Below are 23,798 nucleotides of genomic sequence, written 5' to 3'. Positions count from 1 at the left end.
TGTGCTCAGCGGCCCGGTGTGCACAGCCGGACCGCCTGCCGCGCCCTGCGGACCACCGCGTACCCCTTGGTGAGCACCCGGTCCCCGGCGAAGGCGCGGACCAGCCCGCGGCCCTCGATGATCCGGGCGAACTCCTCGGTGTCCGTACGGCGCCGCACCGTCAGCCGGGCCAGGGCGTACGGCCCCTGACGGCGGGCCGCGAGCGCATTGCCCACCGCGAGCGCCTGCGAGAATCCCAGCGCGCGCACCGTCCGCCGTACCCGCCGGCTGGAGTGGCCGTAGGGGTAGGCGAAGGATTCCGGTGGGGTGCCGACCTGCTCGGCGATGATCTCCTTGCACCGCAGCACCTCGTGCCGCAGCCGCGCGTCACCGAGGCCGTCGAGCTGCGGATGGCTGTGGCTGTGCCCGCCGATCTCCACACCCGCCGCGGCCAGCTTCCGCACCTGGTCCCAGTCGAGCATGGTGTCCAGGGCGCCACCGGTGTCGTACGGGCCGGGCAGCCAGCCGGTCGAGACGAAGAGAGTGGCCGGGAAACCGTGCCGGGCGAGCGCGGGCAGCGCGTGCCGGTACACGCCTTCGTAGCCGTCGTCGAAGGTGATCAGCACCGGCTTGGCCGGCAGCGGCCCGCCGCTCCGCCAGGCCGCCGCGAGCGCGGCGGTGGTCAGCGGGGTGAAGCCGGCGTCGGCCAGCACCGCGACCTGCGCGGCGAAGGCCTCGGGCGGCACGGACAGCGCCCGCACGGCGGGCGCCGGAGCCGAGGTCACCGCGTGGTACATCACTATCGGCACCACAGGCGGCCGTTCGCTCATACCTCCGCCCCCTCGCGCTCCGGTGCCGCCCCCGCGGCCGCACCTTCCGCAGGCCGGCCAACTCCCCGTCTCCCCGAGGGCTTTCCGCGTGCCCGTGACCACGATCGTTTCTGCGCCCGTGTCCGTGCCTGTGCCCGTGCCCGTGCCCGTGCGGTGCCCCACGCATAGCCGGCCGCGGCGGCGGTCACGCCGGCCACGATCGAGCCCGCCCGCCCGGCGCCGCCCGGCCGGCCCAGCAGCGCGTCGCGCACCCCGCGCAGCACCCCTACGGGCAGCACCCGGGTCGTATAGCGCCGCTCGGCCGACAGCCCGTCCCGTGCGCCGACGCTGCGGGTCACCAGCGCCTTGGACAGGCCCTCGGCATACGCCCGGCTGCGGAAGTAGCCGAACCGCTCCCGCACGGCCGGGACCCGGTGGTGGATGACCGACCGGTCGTCGATCAGCAGCACGGCGTCCGGCAGCGAGCGGCTGATCCGGATGCACAGCTCGGTCTCCTCGCAGCCCAGCGGGCGCCGCCCGGCATCCCGGCCGATACCGACGGCGAACCCGCCGACGAGATCGAACGCCACCCTGCGGAAGGAGGCATTGCCGCCCAGGACGTTGCGCACCCGCACCCTGCCCGGCGGCAGACCGCGGTACGTACAGCCCACCACCCAGTCGAACTCCTCGGGGAACCACGCGGGACGGCGGCCGGACGCCCAGACCGGCTCGGTGCGCCCGCCGACCGCCATCACCGCCGGGTCGGCGTAGGCCGCGGCGAAGTGGCGCAGCCAGTCCCGCTCGGCCACCGCATCGTCGTCCAGGAAGGCGATGACCTCGCCGCCGGCCACGGCAACACCGGTGTTACGCCCCGCGGACAACCCGCGGGGTCCCGAATTGGCCATGATCCGCACGGGAGTTGCGGGCGCACAAGATGCTGATGCGCCCGCGCGAGCGCCCCCGAAGTGCTCCCTGAGCCGGGCCAGGAGCGCGGGGTGGTGGTCCACCACCACCACCAGCTCATGGGCGGGATTCGACTGGCCGTCCACCGACGCCACCGCGGCGAGGATGTCGTCCCACCGGTCCTCGGTGTGGACGCAGATGACGACGGAGATCCGTGGTGCCGGGCCGGCCGCCGGTCTCGCCGCGCTCACCGGACGTTCCCGGTGATCAGCGCGGGCCGGGCCGCCCGGTTCCGCCGGGAGCTCCGCTCGCTCAGGATCACCCGCAGCACCCGCAGCCCGTCCCGCACCGCCCGCAGATTGCTGACGCCGTGGATGCGGTTGTACTCGTGGCTGGGGATCTCCTGCACCCGCAGCCCGGCCTTGACCACCCGGATGTTCATCAGCGTCTCGACCTCGAACCCGGCGCAGTCCAGAGCTATCTCGTCCAGGCAGTGCCGCCAGAAGGCGTTGTATCCGTAGCAGAGATCGGTGTACCGGGCGCCGAACTTGGTGTTGACCACGGCGGTCAGTACGCGGTTGCCGAGCTTGCGTACGGGCGTCATGTCGTCCGTGCCGCCGCCGTTGGCGAACCGCGAGCCCTTGGCGAAGTCGGCCCCGGAGACCAGTGCCGAGACATAGCTGACGATCTCGCCGCCGTCGGCCGACCCGTCCGCGTCGATCATCACGATGATCTCGCCGGTGCAGGCCGCGAAACCGCTGATCAGCGCGTCACCCTTGCCCTTGCCGCGCTGCGGTACGACCGTGACGTCCGGCCACAGGTCACGGGCGACCTGAACGGTGTCATCGGTGGAATTCCCGTCGACCAGGATCACTTCATGGATCCAGTCCGGCAGGGTCTTGAAGACATACGGGAGATTTTCCGCTTCATTCATCGCCGGGATGACGACACTGACCGGTGGAGCAATGGCCAGATGCGAGGAAACGGGACGGTAGACGGCCTGGTCCGGCAGCAGCGTCAGCGGCGGTTCTTCCGCGTCGGCCGGGCGAAGGAACGAGCTCATCGGGTTTCTTGCCCTCTCGTCCGGTGGACCGCCCACCCCCGGGCGGTCTCTGTGGTTATCCGGGTCGAAAGGGGGGTTCACACCCCGGTCGCACGGCAGCGTTCACCGTGCGGACAGGGCAGCAGGCACGCGTGATTCCGGCTGCGCGGCTCGTGCTCCGGCCCTCGGCAAGCTGTGATCGGCAAGCGAAGACCGTGCGCACGGGACCCCCCCACCGCGCACCGCACCGGTCGTTGCATCGTGTCGCGCGGGCTCTCCCCAGAGCCGTCTTGTGATGATCGTCCGGTGCGGGTGGATGTGCGTCGGTATTGATGTCAGGGACTGTAGGGCACGCCCTTCCACGTCAAATACCCTTTGCGGCAACTGACTGGTGCACTCGGGGGCACGCCCGTATGAATGCACCGGCGCACGCCCCGTTGCGCCCTCCGGAACTCCGCAAAACCCCGCCACGGACCGCCGTTGACGGGCTATGCGTCACCGCCCGACCGGATTCGGCCCACCCGCTTGAGCAGGCGGTCGGCGGGCGCGAACAGCTCCGGTCTGGCGAGCACCGCATTGCGCAGCGCACGCACCGGCGCGCGCCGCGCCCGATGCCCCAGCGCCACCGGATGCCGCCGCATCACCCACCCCTCGGACACCAGCAGTTCACGGGTCTTGAGGGATTCCTTGTAGTCCTTAGCGCCACGCCCCAGGTCGAGATACCCGAGGGATTCCGCGGCCGCCGCCTGCGCCATCCGCAGATGCAGCACCAGTCCCGGGGAGAACTTCGCGAACCGGGGGTCGTAGGCCGGGAACCAGCAGGCGAGTACGGACTCCGAACGCAGCCCGAAATGCGCCGCGACCGGCCGCTCGCCCGAGTACAGCACCGACAGCAGCCCCGCGAAGGAAGCGCTGCGGGTATGGAACAGGTGCTGCACCAGCCGGACGATCCAGGGGTGCGCGAAGCGGTCGCTGCGCCCCGTCCTGCGGTACTGCGCCGACTTCCACTGCATGAGCGTCCGCAGCGCCGCCGGGTCCCGCTCGTCGTGGACATAGCGCAGCGGCCCGACGTCCCGGCCGAGCTTGCGTTCCTTGGCGAGAGTGGTGCGGGTGAACTTCGGCGACCGGGCCCGCAGCCCTGCCAGATAGGCCTCGAAGCCCTGGTCCACATCGATGACGGGTGAGGCGTGACCACTGAACGCGGCCGTCTCGAAGGGGTGCTGACCGGCCACCAGGTGATCGAACTCCAGCACCGACAGCCCGCAGGCCCGCAGCAACTCCCGGGCGTCCCAATGGAACCCGGGCCGGTGCACCAGCCCCTGCGCATCGGAGACGCCCAGGCCGACCGCCCGCCCGGTCCCGAGCGCCGAGCGCTGGAAGGGCAGGAACGCGGCCGGCTCGCCGTGCTCGTGGAGCACCGCGATCCGTACGCCGCTCCGGCAGTGGCCGACGGCCAGCGCGAACTCGGGGGAGAGGAAGGGGTTCGCCAGCTGCGGCGTCCCCAGGGACCGTGCCCGGGACTGCAGGGCGGTCCAGGCACTCCGGTCGGCCCCGGTCAGTTCGCCGGGGCGGTACACCGCGACGTCCATCTCAACCCGCCCGGCTTCCGGGGCCCCGGCCTGTGCGCCGCCGTACCGAGCCGGCCAGCAGCAGGACGCCGCTGAGCGCCGCCACCGCGAGCACGCCGCCGCGCAGCGACCACAGATGCAGCGCCAGCATGGTCTGCGCCACCAGCAGATCGACGGCCAGCGCCCCGGCCCCGGCGGCGACCGCGCGGCCGAGCGGATCCATCCGGCCCAGTGCCACGGCGAGCGCGGCGGCCGGTGCCATCAGAAGGAAGAAGAGCGTGAACGGTGCCCGGAGTGGTGAGCCGATATCGGCGAGCGCGAGGACGGCTCCCATGATGCCGATGCCGACCGCCATCCCCGCGACCAGCGACGCGGTGGCGCTCGCCGGTCGCTCCCCGGGTGGCGGCAGGTCGTGCGAGCCGTGACGAGCGATGGTCTTGGTGTGCATTGGCAGCTTTGCCCCCCATAAGCGCCGGATGCCGGGCCTCAATGTCGCGCAACGCTCGGAGCACCGTCAAGACATGACGAAGGCCGGAAACCTACGCAACCGTGCGGGGGTGAAGACGCCGGGCCGCCCTCGGACGGCGCAATGGCGGTGGCGCGGGCCGGTCGTCCGGAGACTGGGGGGACGTGCCGCGAGGTGAGGTGACCGCCGGAAGGAGCCGTGCCCGTGGAGCCGCCGAGCGGAATCGCCCTGACGGTGATCATGGTGTGTCTGACCGTGGCCACCGGAGTGCTCGACGCCGTCAGCTTTCTGTCGCTCGGTCAGGTCTTCACCGCCACCCAGACCGGCAATCTGCTCTTCCTCGGGTTCGGCATTGCCGGTCAGGGCGGTCTGCCGGTCCTGGCGACGGTGGTGTCGCTCGGCGCCTTCGCCCTGGGCGCGGCGCTCGGGGCGCGGTGGGAATCGGCGCTGGCCGTGCGGCGGCGCCAGTGGTTCCCGGTCGCGCTGGCGACGGAGGCGACGTTGCTGGCCGGGGCCGCGGCGGCCGCATGGGAGTGGGGGCCGGTCCGGGGCCTGCCGCCGGGGCGGCGCCTGGTGGTCGTCGGGCTGATGGCGGTGGCGATGGGCATGCGCAATGTCACCGCCATACGGACCGCCGCCCCCGACTTCACGACGACGGTGGAGACCCGGGCGATGACGGCCCTGGTCAGCGGCTCACCGCTGGGGCACGACAAGCGCCTTGGGTACGGCAGCCACGTCGCGGGCCGCCGGCTGGTCTCGGTCTCCGCGATGTTCGCCGGGGGCCTGCTCGGCGCCGGACTGCTCGGTCTGGGGACGCGTCCGACGCTGGTGATCCTGCTGGTGGCCGTGGTCATCGCGGCCACCGCCTTCCTCGTTCCCGGCCTCACCGGCCGCCTGGGCCCCTCCGAGGAATGACCGGTCCGCCGCACGTCGGCCCGCAGCACACCGGCCCGCAGAGGAGGACGCCGAGATACGGAGAGGAGAAGCGCCCACAGGAGAAGCGCCCACAGGAGAAGCGCCCACAGGAGAAGCGCCCACAGGAGAAGCACCCACAGGAGAAGCACCCGCAGGACAAGCACCGACAGGAGAAGCACCCGTGTCCCCGGAGTCGGCGCCGTGACGGGAGGGTGAACATCCCCTCGTATCGGGATATTTGCCGTGAACTGCCGATGATTTTTGGCATGGACACTTCCGGCTACCCACGAGTTTTGCTACGACGAATGTGGCAGAGACCCTGCTAAGGGAGGTTCCATGAGACTGTCCCGATTTGCGGCCTTGACGTCCGCCTTCTTCGTCACCACGGCGCTCGCGCTCACCGGCGCGAGCGCCGCCGTGTCGGCCCAACTCCCCACCACCACGGGCTATGTTGCCCTCGGCGACTCCTACTCCTCCGGTGTGGGGGCCGGCAGCTACGACAGTGCCAGCGGCTCCTGCAAGCGCAGCACCAAGGCCTACCCGGCCCTGTGGGCCGCCGCGCACTCCCCCTCCTCCTTCCGCTTCACCGCCTGTTCCGGCGCCCGAACGGGTGACGTTCTCAGCGGTCAGCTCGCCCCGCTCGACAGCTCCACCGGCCTGGTCAGCATCACCATCGGCGGCAACGACGCAGGCTTCGCCGACACCATGACGACCTGTGCGCTCCAGGGGGAGAGCGCCTGCCTGGCCCGGGTGGCGCAGGCCAGGACCTACATCGACACCACCCTGCCCGATCAGCTCGACGGGGTGTACAGCGCCATCTCCCAGAAGGCCCCGGCCGCGCATGTGGTGGTCGTGGGATACCCCCACTTCTACAAACTCCGCGGCACCTGCATCGCGGGCCTCTCGGAGAAGTCCCGTGCCGCGATCAACGCGGCCGCCGACGACATCAACGGCGTCACCGCCAAGCGGGCCGCCGACCACGGCTTCACCTTCGCCGATGTCAACGCCACCTTTTCCGGCCATGAGCTCTGCTCCGGCAGCGCCTGGCTGCACAGCGTGACCTTCCCCGTCCTGGAGTCCTACCACCCCACCGCCGCCGGGCAGTCCGGCGGCTATCTGCCGGTGTTCGCCTCCGCTGCGTAATCATCCGCTCGCCGGGCGCCGGGGAAAGGCAGTGAGATCCCGGTCTCTCCTCGTGCGCCCTGGCGGCCCGTCAGGCGCCCCGTGCGGCCCCACCACAGCCCGATGTCGCTCAACTCGCCCTGGTCCATGCGGTGTACGTGACATTCCGTATGGTGTTCGTCAACGTCAAGGCGGGGCAGGTGAATCCGTTGACCGGTCTGCACGCGTGTCCTCCGAGAGAGATAGGGTTACCCTGCCCGGGCCGGGGTGCCCTCGTAGGGTGGGGAGAGTCATGGAACAGATAACAGTGCGTAGCAGGGCGCGAGTCCCTGCCATCAATTGCGGGAGCGGTGCGTCCAGTGCGCGTCTCGACCGCCATTTCGCGGTGCTGGGTGGTCCCGCCATCCCGCAGCGCGAGGTGGAGGGCGCGACTTCGCTGATGCAGGAGCTCACCGCGCGTGATCGCTCGCGTGTGAGGAACAGCCGCGGCGCCAGGGTGTCGTTGTTCGCGCCGCTGCGCAGGCTGCGGCGCTCGCTGTTCGGGGGTCACGGCTGATCCGCTGCTGAAGCGGCATCTCGGGCGATCACACCGTCCCGGCGCGGCACCGCGGTCCGATCGCTCGTCAGGCTCAGGGCGCCGGCAGCTCGTCGGTGTGCTCGCCGGGGCGGGAATCCTTGCCCCGAAGATGCCGTGAGGCACCCGCTCGATTGCTCCGGCCCCGTCCCCCACCCGGCCGGCGCAGCACTCCCCACCACCCGTTGCCCGGCAACGGGTGGTTTTGTGTGCTCTGACGGGGCGCTCCGGGCCCTCCGCGAGACCCGGGCCGCCGGGTCGGCCGCTTCCCGGAGAAGCGCCCGTGCCTCCAGCCCCCCCGGCCCCCCGGCCCCCGCGGCTCACAGCAGCGCGAACTGCCCTTCCGGGCCCTCCTCGTGGTGGTCGAGCACCGAGGCCGGGCGGTGTGCGGAGACGGGCGCCGGGAGAATGCCGGCTGCCCGCAGTTCGCCGGCCGACAGCTGCGGACCACCGTCCTCCGTCTGCCGCCGCAACTCCTCGCACCGCGGCTGCAGTTCGGACAGCAGCGCCAGCACGGTGATCAGCTCCAGCAGCTCGGAGGTCCACTCCTGCGGCCAGTCGGCGGGGCGCAGCGCCGCCAGCGAACCGGCCTCGGGTGCGTCCGGGCCCGCCGCGGCCGTGCCGGTGCGCTCGGCCAGCCACGCTTCCAGGACGCGTACGCCACCCGCGTGGAAGTCCCAGGCGCCCGGCGGCACCGGAGCGATCCGGCCGCCGCCGAGCAGCAGCGCTTCTTCCGCCGGGTCGTAGGCGACGTCCTGCGGCAGCCCGCGGGCGGGGAGTGCGGAGCGTACGTACGGGCGCCGGCCGCCCGGCATCCGGGGCCCCTCGCTGCCGTGCCCGCCGTCCGCCCCGGGAGCGTAGGCGCCCCGGGTGGCGAGCCAGAGCAGCCGCTCGCCGAGGGCGACGCCGCGGTCCCAGAACTCCGGGTCGGTGGTGAGCGGGACCGTGCAGCCCTCGGGGGAGTGCCGGGCGCTCGCGACGAGCCAGGCGAGCAGGTCCGTCGGCGCCACCGGGCGGTCCAGGCGCCCGCCGAGCAGGGCGAGCAGGCCCGGGGCGAGATTGGGCTCGTGTCCGCCGGGCCGCCGGTAGAACGGACGGATCCGTCCGGGGCGGCCGGCCGGTGAACGCCCGTCGGGCAGCAGCGCGGAGCACACCACCGCGGGGCCGGGCACCTGCGGCACCTGCCCCCACTCGACCACGAACAGCTGCCGTGCGTCCGCCACCCGCCACAACTCCGGCCGCGCGCCGTCGATCAGCCGGTGATCGGGCAGCAGCCACTGCTGGTCGAACGGGCCGTGTGCCACCCGTACCGGCTCGGGGCACGGGCCGCTCGCACGGTAGAGCCGCTCGGTCGCCGTGGCCTGGCCGGGCAGCTGGCCGACGGCGGAGTGCAGGGTCCGGACCCGGGACGGCCGGAACAGCCGCTCGCGGGCCGCCGCGTCCTCGGCGTCCACCAGCGCCGCCCAGCGGGCCCGCAGCGTGGCCGGATCCGGTGCCAGCACCCAGGAGCGGCCGAGCCGCAGCGGCGCCACGGACCAGGGCATGAGATCGGACAGCCGTGGCGCGTCCTGCTTCGCCGTCACGCGGAGCCCCTCCCGGACCGTTCGGTTGACCCCGGCATGGTATCCACCGGCCCCGCGGCGGTACCGAATCCGCAGGCCACCTCCACCGTCCGGGGCGGGCAGGCGGTCTTCCGCTTGCTGATCTTGAAGGAGTACGGTCCTCGCCGTACGCCCGACCACGCGGTGCGGACCTGGCTCCGTCCTGCGCGCCGGGACCTGCTCAGGGGAGGACCGCCATGACGGACACCACCTCTCCCACGCCTGAACGGCGCGGGGGGACCCCCACCGGCATCCGGGCCGCCGCACGACTGGACCGGCTGCCGCCGTCCCGGTGGCACCGCCGGATCACCCTCGTCGTCGGCATCGGGGCCTTCTTCGACCTCTACGAGATCTTCCTCGGCGGCGTGCTGGCCGCGGCCCTCGCCGAACAGTGGCACCTCGGGCCCACCGCGAAGTCCTGGGTGATCGCCGCGAGTTTCCTCGGGATGTTCGTCGGCGCGAATGTGCTCTCGGTGCTCGCCGACCGCTTCGGGCGGCGCCGGATGTTCATGATCAACCTGGCGGCGTACTCGCTCTTCTCACTGCTGTGCGCGTTTGCCCCGGACCTGTCCTGGTTCCTCGTGCTGCGCTTCCTGTCCGGCCTGGGGCTGGGCGCCGAACTCGTACTGGTCGACACCTATCTCGCGGAGTTCCTGCCCCGGGCGGTACGCGGCCGCTATATCGCCCATGCGTACACCTTCGGGTTCCTCGGCGTTCCGGTCGCCGCGCTGCTCGGCGCCCGGCTGGTGGCCGCCCATCAGCCACTGGGCGTCGAGGGCTGGCGCTGGCTGCTGGTCGCCGGTGCGCTGGGCGCCGGGTTCCTCCAGGTGATGCGCCGCCAACTCCCGGAATCTCCACGCTGGTTGGTGGTGCAAGGACGTGGCGAGGACGCCGAACGCATCGTGGCCGGGCTGGAGGAGCGGGTGGCCCGGGAGAGCGGCGGCAGTCTGCCGTCGGTACCGGAGGCGGAGACCGTACCGGAGCGGAAGGTGCCGCTGGCCGAGATGTTCCGGGGCGACCAGCGGCGGCGCACCGTCATGTGGTGGATCTTCCAGGTGCTGCAGACCGTCGGCTACTACGGCTTCGGGTCGCTGGCGCCGGTGGTGCTCACCGCGAAGGGCCACACCGTCACCGAGTCGCTGCTGTACGCGGCGCTGAGCTTCTGCGGTTACCCGGTCGGCTCCGCGCTGTCCGTCCCGCTCATCGACCGGATCGAGCGCCGGACGCTGATCATCGCCTCGGCGCTCGGTATCGCCGGCTGCGGTCTGGCCTTCGGTTTCGCCACCGCCTCCTGGGCCATCGTCACCTTCGGCTTCCTGCTGACGGTGTGCAGCAATGTCTTCTCCAACGCCTTCCACGTCTACCAGACCGAACTCTTCCCGACCGGCCTGCGCAGCAGCGCGATCGGCATCGCCTACTCGCTGTCCCGGCTCACGTCGGTCGTGCTGCCGTTCATCGCGCTGAGCGTGTTGAACGACCTCGGGGCGGCCGCGGTGTTCGCGGGGTCGGCGGGGCTGATGGTGCTGCTGTGTTTGGACGTGGCACTGCTGGGGCCGCGGAGTACTGGGCGGAGCCTTGAGCGGATTTGAGGCTTCCCACGTTTTTGTCTGGCCCGACGTGGGGGTTGCGCGCCGTTTTTCGCCCGCTCCGCGGTGCGCCCGCCGTTGCGCCTGGCGGCGGGCCGGTTCGCTGCGCTTTGCCCCTGCCCACGTTGTCGGCTGTCCCGCCGTTGCGCCTGCGGCGGGCGGGTCCGCTGCGCGGGGCTGTCGGGTGCGGTGACGGACCTCCGCGGGTGGGGTGCCGGACTGCTTCGCTTTACGTCCGGCACCCCACCCGCTCCGGCCCGTCCCCTCCCGTTGGGTGGGTGGGAAAAGGCCGGTGGGGGTGACTGTGGCTGGTCCAGTGCGCGTCGTGGACGTAGGTAATGCCCGTGGGAACAGGGGAATAGCCGTGGCACAGGGAGATGGCCGTGGCACGGCGAATTGGTTGTGATCGACGCCCGCCCCCACCCACCGTCACTTCCTCCCCCACGGGAGGGGACGGGCCGGAGGGGCCGGTGTGTGGGACGTAAAGCGAAGCAGTCCCACACACCGGCCCCGCAGGCCCGTCACCGCACCCACAGCCCCGCGCAGCGGACCCGGCCCGCCGCAGGCGAAACGGCGGCGAACCCCCACGACGGGACAGCCGAAAACGTGGCGAGGCAATGCGCAGCAAACCGCTACGCCTCCAACGTCACCGTGAAGGAGAAGCGGTCGCCCCGGTAATGAATCCGGGCGACATCGACCACGTCGCCGTCCTCACCGTAGGTGACACCCGTGTAATGCAGGATCGGGCTGAGCAGCGGGACCTGCAGCAGGCGGGCGGTCTCCGGGTCGGCCAGCCGGGCCTCGACGCTGTCGGTGATCCGGCTGATCCGTATGCCCACCCCGTCCCGCAGTACCTTCGTCATCGGCCAGCGCAGCAGATCCGCCGGATCGATCAGCTCGGCGACCTCGGGGCGTACGTAGTTGTGTGCGTGATTGGTGGGCTCGCCGGTCTTCTCGTCGCTGCGCAGCCGGCGGAATCCGGCCACCTCCGTCATGTCCGGGAAATACTCGGACAGTTCGGACGGTACGGCGGTGGGGCCGTGCTCCAGCAGTTCAGTGCTCATCCCGGACTGCTGGGCCACGATCGCGTCCACCGAGCCCAGCAGCCGCACCGGCGCACCGCGCTGCGCGCTCGGCTCGATGAAGGTGCCACGCCGCCGGTGCCGGCTGATCAGGCCCTCCGCCTCCAGCTCCTTGAGGGCCTGGCGCATGGTCAGCACGCTCACGCCGTAGTGCGCGGCGAGTGCGTCCTCGGTGGGCAGCCGCAGCGAGGCCTCGGGTGAGCGGCCCAGTATGGAGGCGCGCAACGACTGCGAGACCTGGTACCACAGCGGCAGTTTGCGGTTCAGGGCGAGCGAGTCGGGAGCGAAGGTGGTCACGAGGCGTTCCCCGGTGTCACAGGCGGAAATGACGTTGCAGACCCTGCCATACGTCGTCGTAGCCGCGCTGCAGATGGCCGGCGTCCCGGGCCTGTTCGGTCAGCGTCAGCGGCCAGCGGGTCTCGAACATGAAGGCCAGTCCGTCGTCGATCTTCTGCGGCCGCAGCTCGGCGGCGCTCGCCCGGTCGAAGGTCTCCCGGTCGGGCCCGTGCGCCGACATCATGTTGTGCAGCGAGCCGCCGCCCGGGATGAAGCCCTCCGCTTTGGCGTCGTAGGCGCCCTCGATCAGCCCCATGTACTCGGTCATCACATTGCGGTGGAAGTACGGCGGCCGGAAGGTGTCCTCGCCGACCAGCCAGCGCGGCGCGAAGGCCACGAAGTCCACACCCGCCAGCCCCGGGGTGTCGGAGGGGGCGGTGAGCACGGTGAAGATCGACGGGTCGGGATGGTCGTAGCTGATCGAGCCGATGACATTGAAGCGGCGCAGGTCGTAGACGTACGGGACGTGGTTGCCGTGCCAGGCGACGACATCCAGCGGCGAGTGGTCGTAGGTCGCCGTCCAGAGGTTGCCGCAGAACTTGTTCACGACCTCGACGGGGCCCTCGACGTCCTCGTAGGCGGCGACCGGTGCGCGGAAGTCGCGGGCGTTGGCCAGGCCGTTGGCGCCGATCGGGCCCAGGTCGGGGAGCTGGAAGGGGCGGCCGTAGTTCTCGCAGACATAGCCGCGGGCGGTCGGGCCCTGCCCGCCGTCGTGGGCGGTGTCCAGCAGCTCGACGCGGAAGCGGATGCCGCGCGGGATCAACGCCACCTCACCCGGTTCGGCGTGCAGCAGGCCGAGTTCGGTGCGTAGCAGCAGCCCGCCGCGCTCCGGCACGATCAGCAGCTCGCCGTCCGCGTTGCCGAACACCCGCCGCTCCATGGAGGTGTTGGCCTGGTACAGGTGGACGGCCATGCCCGTGCGCTGGGTGGCGTCGCCGTTGCCGCCCAGCGTCCACAGCCCGTCCAGGAAGTCGGCCGGGCCGGTGGGTTCGGGCAGGGGATTCCAGCGCAGCCGGTTGGGGTCGGGGGCGCAGTCGGTGAACGGGGCCGAGCGGACGGCGCGCTGCCCGGCGCGGACGAACGGCGGATGCGCGGCCGACGGGCGGATGCGGTAGAGCCAGGAGCGGTGGTTGTGGTCGCGCGGTTCGGTGAACGCGGACCCGCTGAGCTGTTCGGCATACAGGCCGAGCGGGGCGCGCTGGGGGGAGTTGCGGCCCACCGGCAGCGCGCCGGGGACGGCCTCCGAGCTGTGCTCGTTGCCGAAGCCGGTGATGTACTCCAGCCCCTCGGCCGTCTTCCTCGCTTGCTCGTTGCCCGTGCCTGCCATCGCGTACTCCCGCCGCTCAAGGAATCCTATGCAAGACCTTAGGATTGCCGTCGGGGGCCGTCAACGGAGACTCCCGGCCGCGGCGGCCGGATCGCGGCGATGGCGCTCCGCCCGTCCGGGCGAGGGGCAGGATGGACGGGTGCAGCAGCCGACCCCCCGCCCCGGCCCCCCGTCCGCCGCCCTGCGCCGTGCACCCGTCCAGCAACGCAGCGCCCGGCGCCTGGCCAGAATCCTCGATGCCTGTGCCGAGGTCCTGGAGGAGACCGGTTACGACGAGTTGAGCACCCGGGCCGTGGCCGGCCGCGCCGGTGTCCCGATCGGCTCCGTCTACCGCTTCTTCCCCAACAAGCGCGCCATGGCCGAGGCCCTTGCCCGGCGCAATCTCGACGCCTATACGGACCGCATCACCGCCCGGCTGACCGCTCCGGCCGGCCGGCCGCTCCAGTGGCGCCATGCGATGGACGTGGTGGTCGACGAATACCTCGCCATGAAGCGGACCGTGCCGGGCTTCGCCCTGGTGGAGTTCACCGTCCCCGCTCCGCCCGCCTCTCGGCAGGCCAATTACGAGGTCGCCGACCGGCTACGCGCCCTCTTCGCCGGCCCGCTCGGTCTGGACACCGCCGACGAGCGGCTGCGCACCGCCTTCCTGGTCGGTGTCGAGACGGCCGACGCACTGCTCCAGCTCGCCTTCCGCACGGACCCGGCCGGTGATCCTGCCATCGTCACGGAGACCAAGGAATTGCTCTGGGCCTACCTCGCGCGTTATCTGGACGGGGCGGGTGCGGGGGAGGGGGAGACGGCGGAGGGGGAGACGGCGGAGGCGTGAGGGCCGGCCGGGCTCCGGCGGCCCCGCGTCCCGGTGCCCCAGCCGGCGGCGGGTTGCCGGTTGTGCGCACGCCCGTCCGGGGAGATCCGTATTGACCTGGGGTTTTGCTCGTATTGCTCGCATGTCAAGGCCTTGTTAACAAAAGTTGGCGGGACCTACCGTCACCTGAACTGCCACCCCCCGGCAGATGTTCAAGGGCGAACGTGAGGTACCCCTAATGCTGACAATCCTCGGATTCGTCATGATCGCAGCCTTCCTGGCGCTGATCATGATGAAGAAGATGTCACCGATGGCCGCGCTGGTGCTCATCCCCGCGCTGTTCTGCGTCCTGGTCGGACAGGGCGCGCACCTGGGCGACTACGTCCTCAAGGGCATCGGCGACCTGGCCCCCACGGCCGCGATGCTGATGTTCGCCATCATCTACTTCGGGGTGATGATCGACGTCGGGCTCTTCGACCCGGTCGTCCGCGGCATCCTGAAGTTCTGCAAGGCCGACCCGGTGCGGGTGGTGCTCGGCACGGCCCTGCTCGCCGCGATCGTCTCGCTCGACGGTGACGGCTCCACCACCTTCATGATCACCGTCTCCGCGCTCTACCCGCTCTACAAGCGGCTGAAGATGAGCCTCGTGGTCATGACCGGTGTCGCCGCCACCGCCAACGGCGTGATGAACACCCTCCCCTGGGGCGGACCGACCGCCCGCGCCGCCACCGCCCTCAAGCTCGACGCCGGCGACATCTTCGTCCCGATGATCCCGGCCCTGGCCGTCGGCCTGGTCGCGGTGTTCGCCCTCGCGTACGTCCTCGGCCGGCGCGAGCGCAAGCGGCTCGGCACGCTGACCCTCGGCGACACCCGGCTGGTGACCGAGGCCCCGGACGAGCAGCAGACCGTGCAGGAGACCGAACAGGTGCTGGTCGGCGCGGGTGCCGGTGGCGCGGGGGGCGCCGGCGGCAAGGGGCTCGTCGGCGGCGGTGCGCAGCGAGGCACCGGCGGCGCGGGCACCGGCACGGACGCGGACCGCGGTGCGGCCACCGGCTCCGGGGACCGGTCCGACGCCGACGCTGATGCCGACAGCGACAGCGAGACCGTCACAGACTCCGACGACGACGGTCTCCAGGTCCTGGACCCGCAGCGGGCCACCCTGCGCCCCAAGCTCTACTGGTTCAACGCCGCGCTCACCGTCGCGCTGCTCACCCTGCTGATCCTGCAGGCCCTGCCGATCCCGGTCCTCTTCCTGCTCGGTGCGGCCCTCGCCCTGACGGTCAACTTCCCGCACATGAAGGACCAGAAGGCCCGCATCGCCGCGCACGCCGAGAACGTGCTCAATGTGTCCGGAATGGTCTTCGCCGCCGCCGTCTTCACCGGCGTGCTCACCGGCACCGGCATGGTCGAGCATATGGCCCGCTGGCTGGTCAGCGGCATCCCCGACGCACTCGGCCCGCACATGGGCATCGTCACCGGCGTCCTCAGCATCCCGCTGACCTACTTCATGTCCAACGACGGTTTCTACTTCGGCATCGTGCCGATCCTCGCCGAGGCAGGCGCCGCCCACGGCGTGGCCCCCATCGAGATCGCCCGGGCCTCCCTCGTCGGACAGGCCCTGCACATGTCCAGCCCGCTGGTTCCCGCCGTCTACGTCCTCGTGGGCATGGCCAAGGTCGAGTTCGGCGACCACACCAAGTTCACCGTCAAGTGGGCCGCGCTGACCTCCCTGGTGGTCCTGTGCGCCGGTGTGCTCTTCGGCATCCTCTAGATGACCGGTACCGGCGCCGCGAGGCCCGGCAGGGGTTGGCTGCTGCGCCTGGTCCTCACCTTCTCCTTCGCTCAGGGAGCGGTGAGCATGGCCAGGCCCGCCGTCTCCTACCGGGCCCTCGCCCTGGGGGTTGGGGTCTCCCCTGCTCGAACGTAGTTGAGAGCTTGGGGAAGAACGCGCCATCGGCGTGATCACCGCCGTCTACGCCCTGCTCCCGCTGCTCGTCGCCGTCCCGCTGGGCCGCCGTACCGACCACGGGCGCTGCGCCCCGCTGCTGGTCGTCGGGGTGGCGCTGATCAGCGGTGGCTGTGCGCTCAGCGGGCTGGCCGGTTTGCTGCCCGTGATGGCCGCCTGGAGCGGGGTGATGGGGCTGGGGCACCTCTGCTTCGTCATCGGCGCCCAGTCGATCGTCGCCCGCCGCAGCGCGCCGGAGGAACGCGACCGCAATTTCGGCCACTTCACCATCGGCGCCTCCCTGGGCCAGCTGATCGGCCCGGTCGCCGCCGGACTCGTCATCTCCGAGCACGACGGCCGGATGGCCCCGACGAGCGCCATCGCCCCGACGGCCATCGGCGTGCTGCTCAGCCTGCGGGCCGCGGCCACCATTGCCTGCCGGCTGGTGATGACGCCGATGATCCGGTGGCTGGGACGCACCGCGCTGATGGCCGGCAGCTGCGCGCTGGCCGGTTTGCTGTGCGTGGGCCTGGTGCTGCCGGTTCCGGTGGCGGCGCTGGCGGCGATACTCCTCGCGCTCGGCTTCTGTCTCGGCGTCGGCCAGCCGCTGTCGATGACGACGGTCGTCCAGGCGGCTCCCGACCGGGCCCGCAGTACGGCGCTGGCGCTCCGCCTGACCGGCAACCGGCTCGGCCAGGTCGCCGCCCCTGCCGGCGCCGGCCTGCTGGCCGGACTCGCGGGCACCGCCGCGCCCTTCGTCCTGCTCGGCGCGCTGCTGCTGGCCTCCGGCGCGATGGCCGCCCGTACGGGGCGGGCGGCCGGCGGACCGGTCGCGCCGTCACGGGAGGGGCAGGCCGGAGAGCGGACGCGGTGCACGGCAAGGGGGGATTCCCCCACATGACCCGGGAAACATGGGGTCCATCCACCAGGGCGGGGGGTTGCGGGCGCGCCCTAGTCTCGTGGTGACCGTCACCCCGCACGGTGTGGCGGATTCCTGGCGCGTACAAAACTACCGGCGCTAGTTTGGGTGGACGACCAGCAGCCGGCCCGGGAGGACCACGACGTGAAGCAGCACGACGCGATGTACATCGACGGAAGCTGGCGGCCCGCCGGGGGCAGCGGCACGATCGAGGTCGTCAACCCGGCCGACGGGCAGGTCATCGCCACCGTCCCGGCCGGCTCGGCGCAGGACGTGGACGCCGCGGTCCGCGCCGCCCGCGCGGCGCTGCCGGGCTGGGCCGCCACCCCGCCCGCCGAGCGCGCGGCCCGGCTGGCCGCACTGCGCGACCAACTCGCCGCGCGCGCCGAGGAGATCGCCGAGACCGTCAGCGCCGAACTCGGCTCGCCGCTCGCCTTCAGCACGAAGGTGCACGCCGGGATACCGCTCGCGGTCTGCGGCTCGTACGCCGAACTGGCCGGCACCTACTCCTTCGAGGAGAAGATCGGCAACTCCACCGTGCTGCACGAGCCGGTGGGTGTGGTGGGCGCGATCACGCCCTGGAACTACCCCCTGCACCAGATCGTCGCCAAGGTCGCCCCGGCGCTCGCGGCCGGCTGCACGGTGGTGCTCAAGCCCGCCGAGGACACCCCGCTGGTCGCCCAGCTCTTCGCGGAGTGCGTCGACGCGGCCCGGATACCCGCCGGTGTCTTCAACCTCGTCACCGGACTCGGCCCGGTCGCCGGGCAGGCGCTCGCCGAGCACGAGGGGGTCGACCTGGTCTCCTTCACCGGCTCGACGGCCGTCGGCAAGCGGATCGGTGCCCTCGCGGGGGCCGCGGTCAAGCGGGTGGCGCTGGAGCTGGGCGGCAAGTCCGCCAATGTCATCCTGCCCAGCGCCGATCTGGCCAAGGCGGTCGCGGTCGGCGTCGCCAATGTCATGGCCAACTCCGGCCAGACCTGCAGCGCCTGGACCCGGATGCTGGTCCACAAGGACCGGTACGCCGAGGCCGTCGAGCTGGCGACCGCGGCGGCCGCCAAGTACGTCCCGGGGGAGAGGGTCGGTCCGCTGGTCAGCGCCAAGCAGCGGGACCGGGTGCGCGGCTACATCGAGCAGGGCATCGTCGAGGGCGCGCGGGTCGTGGCGGGCGGCCCCGAGGCGCCCGCCGGGCCGGGCTTCTACGTCGCGCCGACCGTCTTCGCCGATGTCACGCCGGAGATGACCATCGCCCAGGAGGAGATCTTCGGCCCGGTCCTGTCGATCCTGAAGTACGAGGACGAGGACGACGCCGCCCGGATCGCCAATGACACCGTCTACGGGCTGGCCGGCGCGGTCTGGGCGGGCGACGATGCCGAGGCGGTCGCCTTCGCCCGCCGCCTGGACACCGGGCAGGTCGACATCAACAGCGGCCGGTTCAACCCCCTTGCCCCGTTCGGCGGTTACAAGCAGTCCGGCATCGGCCGCGAGCTGGGCCCGCACGGACTGACCGAATACCTGCAGACCAAGTCGCTGCAGTTCTGATGCGGCGGGGCGGCGCGGGGCCCGGCGGGGCGGTGCGGGGCGGTGCGGTGGTGGGCTCGGCCGGTGCCGCATCCCGCCGTGCCGCATCCCGCCGTGCCGCGCCCCTTTCCTCGCCGGGCCGGCCGCCCCCGCCAGTCCCGCCGGCCCCCGTCAGCCCTGCAAGTCCCGCCCTCCGCCTCCGCACCGAGGAGAGTCCTTCGTGATCCGCGCCGCCGTACTGTCCGCCGTCAACGCCCCGTTGCGGGTCACCGAGATCAACCTGCCCGAGCCCGGTCCCGGCCAGGTCCGTATCCGGCTCGCCGCCGCCGGCGTCTGCCACTCCGACCTGTCCCTGTCCAACGGCACCCTGCGCCAGCCGGCCCCGGCCGTCCTCGGTCACGAGGGCGCGGGCACCGTCACCGCGGTGGGGCCCGAGGTGACCACGGTGGCCCCCGGCGACCGGGTCGTCCTCAACTGGGCGCCGTCCTGCGGTGACTGCCACTTCTGCGGGCTGGCCGAGCCGTGGCTGTGCGCCCGCTCCGGCCACGCCGCGGAGGCGCCGTACGCCACCCTCGCCGCCGACGCCACCGACCTCTACCCTGGCCTCGGCACCGCCGCGTTCGCCGAGGAGACCGTGGTGCCCGCGCGGGCCGCGCTGCCGCTGCCCGACGGGGTGCCGCTCGCCGACGCGGCGCTGCTCGGCTGCGCGGTACTCACCGGCTGGGGCGCCGTGCACCACAACGCCCGGGTACGGGCCGGGGAGTCGGTCGCGGTCTTCGGCGTCGGCGGGGTGGGCCTGGCCACGCTGCAGGCCGCGCGGATCGCCGGTGCGGGCCCGATCGTGGCCGTGGACGTCTCACCGGAGAAGGAGGAGCTGGCCCGCGCGGCCGGCGCGACGGAGTTCGTGGTGGCGGGCGACGACACCGCCAAGCGCATCCGCAAGCTCACCTCAGGTGTGGGTGCCGATGTCGCCGTGGAGTGTGTGGGGCGCGCCGACACCATCCGCACGGCCTGGTCGTCGACCCGCCGCGGCGGCCGTACGACGGTCGTCGGCATCGGCGGACAGGACCAGCAGGTCGCCTTCTCCGCCCTGGAGCTCTTCTACTTCGGCCGGACCCTCTCCGGCTGCGTCTACGGCAACAGCGACCCCGCCCGCGACCTCCCCGTCATCGCGGAACACGTCCGCTCCGGCGCCCTCGACCTGTCCGCCCTGGTCACCGAGCGCATCACCCTGGACGGCATCCCGTCCGCCTTCGACGCCATGCTGGCGGGCAAGGGCGGGCGGGCGTTGGTGGTGTTCTAGGCGCCGGGAGGGGCAGGGTGGGACCGGGTCGGGCCGTCATCGGTCGCGGCTGGACGACCGGCCCGGCGGCGGGAACGGGGAACGGAGCATCAGCCACCGCTCCGGTCCCCAGCCCTCCCCGGAGGCGGGCGCGCGTCCGTGGCCGAGAAGGGGCGCCAAGCCCCTGTTTTTGACTCACTCAAGTCGGCGCATGTCACGGTCGTCCGCCGGATAGCAGCTCAGGTGTCGCCCTGGACACGGGCATGGAGGTGCATGTCGTGCCGGCCGTCCCGCTGCAGATGCGCGCCGCGCCGGGTGCCCTCCAGTACGAAGCCGGTCTTGGTGGCCACTCGGCAGGAGGCGTCATTGCCGACCGAGTGCGCGAGTTCGAGGCGGTGGAAGCCGGCCTCGTCCAGCGCCCAGGTGGCTAATGTGGCGAGGGCACGCGGAGCGAGGCCGATACCGCGCGCATCCGGCAGGACCCAGTAAGCACACTCGGCAAGGCCGTGGAGAAGGTCCATCCAGCGCAGGGCTATCCGTCCGAGTACCTCACCGCTGTCGGCCCTGGCGATGGCCCACTGAGCGGCCTGCTCCTGCTGCCAGGACCGATGGGAGGTCGTGATCCACTCCTGGGCTTCCTCCCGAGAAGTGACGTGGTGCGTGTGCCAGTGCTGGATGGACGGGTCTTGGAAGGCGCATTGCAGGACGGGGGCGTCGTCCGTTTCCCAGGGCCGCAGGAGCACATCACTGCCTGGTGACGGCAGGGCGGGTTGGTCGGTAGCGGAGAGAGCCCCGGCGGGGATGGCGGGCGTAATCGCAAAAGTCATGAGCGGCATCATCTCCCACGACCCGGCGCTGCCCGGCGCATCGCTCCAACTGGCCGGTCGGCCAACGGAGATCACTTACGGGACAAGCCTTCAGGGCCCTGTTCTGTTCGTCGTGGAGAAAGCTGTGCTCCTCCGGTGAAGAAGCGCATCGGGTCGTACCCGCGTGCACGTGTCGCGGGCGGGTGGTCGTGGCGCGACGCAGGCCGGGTCTGTGTTGGCTGGTGGGGACAGCTCGCTGGAGCGGCCTGGACACGGCGATATCGCCCTTGAGGGAAATCCTTGCGCAGTTCGATGCCTCGGCCAAGGCGCGGTGCCTCCTCAGCGCTTGCGACCTCGCTTCGCGGCGGCCGTCGATGCGCTGGCGCAGGGGACGCCCCGGTATTTGCGCGACGGGTTTACGGCTCCGTAGAACTACGGCTGTGTTCGGGCCAGTTCTTCCAGTGCTTTGTGGCCCACCTGCGGGGCGCTCATGGCCAGCCAGCCGTGGCCGCGTATCTCGGCGTCGTCGTCGACCGGGCGTGGGTGCACGGACAAGTGCTCGCACGCTTCCATGGCGCCGGCGGTGCCTTCGTCGGGCTCGGCCTCGTCGAACTCCGGGTCGAAGTCCTCGTCGTCCACAGCCAGTGTTTCCCAGGGCAGGGGCTCGCCCACCCATTCGGGGGTGCTCTCCTGTGCGTACCGGCGCCGGATGTGACCGGCTTCGGCGACCATCCAGATGTCCGCCCCGCCCGCGAAGTCTTCGTAGAACATCTGCGCCTGGCCGCAGTGGGCGCTCAGTCGCTCCACGGCCCCCGTCATGTCGTCCCAGCCCCGGCCGATGACGCTGTCGAGGTTGCCGAATATCAGGCGCCAGCCGTCGATTTCAGGGGTGATGAAGACGGGGTCGGCGTGCGGCCGGGCCGGCAGGTCGGCCACGTCGAGTCCTTCGCGGAAGGTGACCGGCACCCGGTCGTGGAGGTTCAGTGCCGCGAACAAGCCCTCGTAGCTGTCAGCGGGCACCACGTACCACCAACAGGTCGGGAGGTGGAAGGGCGGGTTCTCGCCGACGGCCTTGAGCAGGGCGCGGCGCGCCAGCAGCTTCCTGTCCTGCTCGCCCAGCCGGTCGGTGAAGCCGGCCCGCAGCAGGTCGTCCAGTCGGTTCTCGCTCATGATCGAGGAGCTTACGGCGGACCGCTGACACCGCTGACATGCCTGACACCGCTGACATCGCTGACGTGCCCGGGGCGCCCTGCGTCCTCAGCGGCCGTCCGGCGGCAGGAGTTCCGGGTGCTGCAGGGCCAGGCCGTCCACCAGTGCCTGCAGTCCGGTCTCGAACGCGCCCTCGTCCACCTGGCGCTGATGCTCCGCCAGGAGGTGAGCCTGGCCGAGGTGCGGGTAGTCGGCGGGGTCGTAGGCGCTCGGGTCGTCCACGAAGCCGCGGGCGAACGAGCCCAGCGCGGAGCCGGCCACGAAGTAACGGACCATCGCACAGACCCTGGTGGCCTGGGCGGGCGACCATCCCGCCTCGACCATCCCGCCGAACGCCGCATCGGCCATCTTCAGGCCGGCCGGGCGGCGGCCGGGTCCCTGGGCGAGGAACGGCACGATCTGCGGGTGCGCGGCGAGCGCGGCGCGGTACGAGCGGGCCCAGGCGAGCAGCCCGGCGCGCCAGTCCGCGCCCGCCTCGAAGCCCGACACATCGACCTGGGCGATGACCGTGTCGGCCACCGCGTCAAGGATCTCGTCCTTGGTCGTGAAGTGGTTGTAGAGGGACGGCCCGCTCACGCCCAGCTCCGCCGCCAGGCGCCGGGTGGAGAGCGCCGGCAGCCCTTCGGAGTCGATGAGCGCCAGCGCCGTGGAGACGATGCGCTCGCGGCTCAGCAGGGGCTTGCGGGGTCGGGCCATGACGCACATAGTAGGGCTGTCGAACAAAAACTAGCAGTGCTAATTAAGTGGTGTGGTGCATGTGCCCACCGGTGTACGCGGTCGCGTCCACGTACTCGTTCATGTTCATGCCCACGTTCTCGTCCACGTTCTCGTCCACAAGGGGCCCGAGATGAACCTGGAGCTCAGCGCGGAGCAGGCCGCGGTACGGCAGCTCGCCAAGGACTTCGCCGACCGCGAGATCACCCCGTACGCCACCGCCTGGGACCGCGCGGAGCAGGTCGACCGCGGCATCGTGAAGAAGCTGGGCGGTCTCGGCTTCCTCGGGCTCACCGTCCCCGAGGAGTACGGCGGCTCCGGCGGCGACCACCTCTCCTACGTCCTGGTCACCGAGGAGTTGGGCCGCGCCGACTCCTCGGTGCGCGGCATCGTCTCGGTCTCCCTGGGGCTGGTGGCCAAGACGCTCGCCTCGTGGGGCGACGAGGAGCAGAAGCGGGCGTGGCTGCCGCGGCTCACCTCCGGCGAGGCGGTCGGCTGCTTCGGTCTGACCGAACCGGGCACCGGCTCCGACCCCGCGAACCTCGCCACCCGGGCGGTCCGCGACGGGGACGCGTACGTCATCGACGGCACCAAGATGTTCATCACCAACGGCACCTGGGCCGATGTCGTCCTGCTCTTCGCCCGCACCGGCGGCGCTCCGGGACACCAGGGCATCAGCGCCTTCCTCGTCCCGGCGGACAGCCCCGGCCTGGAGCGCCGGGAGATCCACGGCAAACTGGGGCTGCGCGGCCAGGCCACCGCGGAGCTGGTGCTGAAGGGTGTACGGGTCCCGGCCGCCGCCATGCTCGGTCCCGAGGGCAAGGGGTTCTCGGTCGCGATGTCCGCGCTGGCCAAGGGCCGGATGTCGGTGGCTGCCGGCTGTGTGGGCATCGCCCAGGCCGCCCTGGACGCCGCGCTCGGCTACGCGGGCGAGCGCGAGCAGTTCGGCAAGCCCCTCGCCCGGCACCAGCTGGTGCAGGAGCTGATCAGCGATATCGCCGTGGACGTGGACGCGGCGCGCCTGCTGACCTGGCAGGTGGCCGATCTGATCGAACGCGGCGAGCCGTTCGTCACCGCCGCGTCGAAGGCCAAGCTGTTCGCCTCCGAGGCCGCGGTGCGGGCCGCCAACAACGCCCTCCAGGTCTTCGGCGGCTACGGCTATATCGACGAGTACCCGGTCGGCAAGCTGCTGCGGGATGCCCGGGTGATGACCCTGTACGAGGGCACCAGCCAGATACAGAAGCTGGTCATCGGCCGTGCGCTGACCGGGGTCTCCGCCTTCTGACCGGT

The 23,798-nt window shown here is 71.7% G+C and carries 20 protein-coding genes and 1 pseudogene; 10 read left to right on the top strand and 11 right to left on the bottom strand.

Annotation, left to right across the window (positions count from 1 at the left end; genetic code table 11):
* Positions 1–5: 5 nt before the first annotated feature.
* From ABR737_RS11500 to ABR737_RS11480, 5 genes are all read right to left on the bottom strand, one after another.
* A complete protein-coding gene (locus tag ABR737_RS11500; protein WP_350250082.1) occupies positions 6–809 on the bottom strand; it encodes a polysaccharide deacetylase family protein in 804 nt (267 codons plus the stop codon).
* A complete protein-coding gene (locus ABR737_RS11495; protein WP_350250081.1) occupies positions 806–1,942 on the bottom strand; it encodes a glycosyltransferase family 2 protein in 1,137 nt (378 codons plus the stop codon). The genes ABR737_RS11500 and ABR737_RS11495 overlap by 4 nt, the downstream gene beginning before the upstream one ends.
* Positions 1,939–2,754 carry a glycosyltransferase family 2 protein gene (locus ABR737_RS11490; RefSeq protein WP_350250080.1) on the bottom strand — a complete coding sequence of 272 codons (816 nt, stop codon included), beginning with the start codon at positions 2,752–2,754 and terminating at the stop codon, positions 1,939–1,941. The genes ABR737_RS11495 and ABR737_RS11490 overlap by 4 nt, the downstream gene beginning before the upstream one ends.
* A 467-nt stretch (positions 2,755–3,221) precedes the next feature.
* The gene (locus tag ABR737_RS11485) at positions 3,222–4,322 is read right to left on the bottom strand and encodes a GNAT family N-acetyltransferase (RefSeq protein WP_350250079.1); all 1,101 of its coding nucleotides are present in this window, start codon (positions 4,320–4,322) and stop codon (positions 3,222–3,224) included.
* A 1-nt stretch (position 4,323) separates the two neighbouring features.
* Positions 4,324–4,749, bottom strand: coding sequence for a hypothetical protein (locus ABR737_RS11480; protein WP_350250078.1), 426 nt, complete (start codon positions 4,747–4,749; stop codon positions 4,324–4,326).
* Between the two features lie 222 nt (positions 4,750–4,971).
* Here ABR737_RS11480 and ABR737_RS11475 point away from each other — a divergent pair, with 222 nt between their 5' ends.
* From ABR737_RS11475 to ABR737_RS11465, 3 genes are all read left to right on the top strand, one after another.
* Positions 4,972–5,682, top strand: a complete 711-nt coding sequence (locus tag ABR737_RS11475) for a YoaK family protein (protein WP_350250077.1) — start codon at positions 4,972–4,974, stop codon at positions 5,680–5,682.
* A 336-nt stretch (positions 5,683–6,018) separates the two neighbouring features.
* Positions 6,019–6,825 (top strand): SGNH/GDSL hydrolase family protein, encoded by an 807-nt coding sequence (locus ABR737_RS11470; protein ID WP_350250076.1) that lies wholly within the window; start codon positions 6,019–6,021, stop codon positions 6,823–6,825.
* A gap of 271 nt (positions 6,826–7,096) precedes the next feature.
* On the top strand, positions 7,097–7,360 hold the full coding sequence (locus tag ABR737_RS11465; protein WP_328388142.1) for a hypothetical protein: 264 nt from the start codon (positions 7,097–7,099) through the stop codon (positions 7,358–7,360).
* 338 nt (positions 7,361–7,698) lie between these two features.
* Here ABR737_RS11465 and ABR737_RS11460 read toward each other — a convergent pair whose 3' ends face one another.
* Positions 7,699–8,961: a type ISP restriction/modification enzyme gene (locus ABR737_RS11460; protein WP_350250075.1), complete on the bottom strand. Its 1,263-nt coding sequence runs from the start codon at positions 8,959–8,961 to the stop codon at positions 7,699–7,701.
* A 215-nt stretch (positions 8,962–9,176) separates the two neighbouring features.
* Here ABR737_RS11460 and ABR737_RS11455 point away from each other — a divergent pair, with 215 nt between their 5' ends.
* Positions 9,177–10,568 carry an MFS transporter gene (locus tag ABR737_RS11455; protein ID WP_350250074.1) on the top strand — a complete coding sequence of 464 codons (1,392 nt, stop codon included), beginning with the start codon at positions 9,177–9,179 and terminating at the stop codon, positions 10,566–10,568.
* 629 nt (positions 10,569–11,197) lie between these two features.
* Here ABR737_RS11455 and ABR737_RS11450 read toward each other — a convergent pair.
* Positions 11,198–11,944, bottom strand: a complete 747-nt coding sequence (locus ABR737_RS11450; RefSeq protein WP_350250073.1) for a GntR family transcriptional regulator — start codon at positions 11,942–11,944, stop codon at positions 11,198–11,200.
* 16 nt (positions 11,945–11,960) lie between these two features.
* Entirely contained in the window at positions 11,961–13,310 is a 1,350-nt protein-coding gene (gene hmgA, locus ABR737_RS11445) for a homogentisate 1,2-dioxygenase (protein ID WP_350250072.1), read from the bottom strand.
* A gap of 139 nt (positions 13,311–13,449) precedes the next feature.
* On the opposite strand from hmgA, the gene ABR737_RS11440 reads away from it, so the two are divergent.
* The 5 genes and pseudogenes from ABR737_RS11440 to ABR737_RS11420 all read left to right on the top strand — a co-directional run bounded on the left by ABR737_RS11440 (position 13,450) and on the right by ABR737_RS11420 (position 19,800).
* A complete protein-coding gene (locus ABR737_RS11440) occupies positions 13,450–14,136 on the top strand; it encodes a TetR/AcrR family transcriptional regulator (RefSeq protein WP_350250071.1) in 687 nt (228 codons plus the stop codon).
* A gap of 217 nt (positions 14,137–14,353) precedes the next feature.
* Positions 14,354–15,886, top strand: a complete 1,533-nt coding sequence (locus tag ABR737_RS11435; RefSeq protein WP_350250070.1) for a CitMHS family transporter — start codon at positions 14,354–14,356, stop codon at positions 15,884–15,886.
* Positions 15,887–16,961 (top strand): annotated as a pseudogene (locus tag ABR737_RS11430) (MFS transporter). It begins immediately after the preceding gene.
* 162 nt (positions 16,962–17,123) lie between these two features.
* A complete protein-coding gene (locus tag ABR737_RS11425) occupies positions 17,124–18,518 on the top strand; it encodes an aldehyde dehydrogenase family protein (protein WP_350256752.1) in 1,395 nt (464 codons plus the stop codon).
* A gap of 199 nt (positions 18,519–18,717) precedes the next feature.
* Positions 18,718–19,800 (top strand): Zn-dependent alcohol dehydrogenase, encoded by a 1,083-nt coding sequence (locus ABR737_RS11420; protein WP_350250069.1) that lies wholly within the window; start codon positions 18,718–18,720, stop codon positions 19,798–19,800.
* A 218-nt stretch (positions 19,801–20,018) separates the two neighbouring features.
* Here ABR737_RS11420 and ABR737_RS11415 read toward each other — a convergent pair whose 3' ends face one another.
* From ABR737_RS11415 to ABR737_RS11405, 3 genes are all read right to left on the bottom strand, one after another.
* A complete protein-coding gene (locus ABR737_RS11415; protein ID WP_350250068.1) occupies positions 20,019–20,606 on the bottom strand; it encodes a GNAT family N-acetyltransferase in 588 nt (195 codons plus the stop codon).
* Between the two features lie 411 nt (positions 20,607–21,017).
* The gene (locus tag ABR737_RS11410; RefSeq protein ID WP_350250067.1) at positions 21,018–21,755 is read right to left on the bottom strand and encodes a hypothetical protein; all 738 of its coding nucleotides are present in this window, start codon (positions 21,753–21,755) and stop codon (positions 21,018–21,020) included.
* A gap of 87 nt (positions 21,756–21,842) precedes the next feature.
* Positions 21,843–22,490 carry a TetR/AcrR family transcriptional regulator gene (locus ABR737_RS11405; RefSeq protein ID WP_350250066.1) on the bottom strand — a complete coding sequence of 216 codons (648 nt, stop codon included), beginning with the start codon at positions 22,488–22,490 and terminating at the stop codon, positions 21,843–21,845.
* A 151-nt stretch (positions 22,491–22,641) separates the two neighbouring features.
* Here ABR737_RS11405 and ABR737_RS11400 point away from each other — a divergent pair, with 151 nt between their 5' ends.
* Complete coding sequence (locus ABR737_RS11400) at positions 22,642–23,793, top strand: acyl-CoA dehydrogenase family protein (protein WP_350250065.1); 1,152 nt, start codon at positions 22,642–22,644, stop codon at positions 23,791–23,793.
* Positions 23,794–23,798 lie beyond the last annotated feature (5 nt).

The sequence above is a fragment of the Streptomyces sp. Edi2 genome (genome assembly GCF_040253635.1).
Classification (GTDB): Bacteria; Actinomycetota; Actinomycetes; order Streptomycetales; family Streptomycetaceae; genus Streptomyces.
This window is presented reverse-complemented; position numbering and strand designations above follow the sequence as displayed.

Excerpts from the sequence above, each read along its gene's own strand:
- ABR737_RS11500 (WP_350250082.1), bottom strand. The coding sequence starts at position 809 with ATGAGCGAACGGCCGCCTGTGGTGCCGATAGTGATGTACCACGCGGTG.
- ABR737_RS11490 (WP_350250080.1), bottom strand. The coding sequence starts at position 2,754 with ATGAGCTCGTTCCTTCGCCCGGCCGACGCGGAAGAACCGCCGCTGACG.
- ABR737_RS11485 (WP_350250079.1), bottom strand. The coding sequence starts at position 4,322 with ATGGACGTCGCGGTGTACCGCCCCGGCGAACTGACCGGGGCCGACCGG.
- ABR737_RS11480 (WP_350250078.1), bottom strand. The coding sequence starts at position 4,749 with ATGCACACCAAGACCATCGCTCGTCACGGCTCGCACGACCTGCCGCCA.
- ABR737_RS11470 (WP_350250076.1), top strand. The coding sequence starts at position 6,019 with ATGAGACTGTCCCGATTTGCGGCCTTGACGTCCGCCTTCTTCGTCACC.
- ABR737_RS11465 (WP_328388142.1), top strand. The coding sequence starts at position 7,097 with ATGGAACAGATAACAGTGCGTAGCAGGGCGCGAGTCCCTGCCATCAAT.
- ABR737_RS11455 (WP_350250074.1), top strand. The coding sequence starts at position 9,177 with ATGACGGACACCACCTCTCCCACGCCTGAACGGCGCGGGGGGACCCCC.
- hmgA (WP_350250072.1), bottom strand. The coding sequence starts at position 13,310 with ATGGCAGGCACGGGCAACGAGCAAGCGAGGAAGACGGCCGAGGGGCTG.
- ABR737_RS11435 (WP_350250070.1), top strand. The coding sequence starts at position 14,354 with ATGCTGACAATCCTCGGATTCGTCATGATCGCAGCCTTCCTGGCGCTG.
- ABR737_RS11415 (WP_350250068.1), bottom strand. The coding sequence starts at position 20,606 with ATGACTTTTGCGATTACGCCCGCCATCCCCGCCGGGGCTCTCTCCGCT.
- ABR737_RS11410 (WP_350250067.1), bottom strand. The coding sequence starts at position 21,755 with ATGAGCGAGAACCGACTGGACGACCTGCTGCGGGCCGGCTTCACCGAC.
- ABR737_RS11405 (WP_350250066.1), bottom strand. The coding sequence starts at position 22,490 with ATGGCCCGACCCCGCAAGCCCCTGCTGAGCCGCGAGCGCATCGTCTCC.
- ABR737_RS11400 (WP_350250065.1), top strand. The coding sequence starts at position 22,642 with ATGAACCTGGAGCTCAGCGCGGAGCAGGCCGCGGTACGGCAGCTCGCC.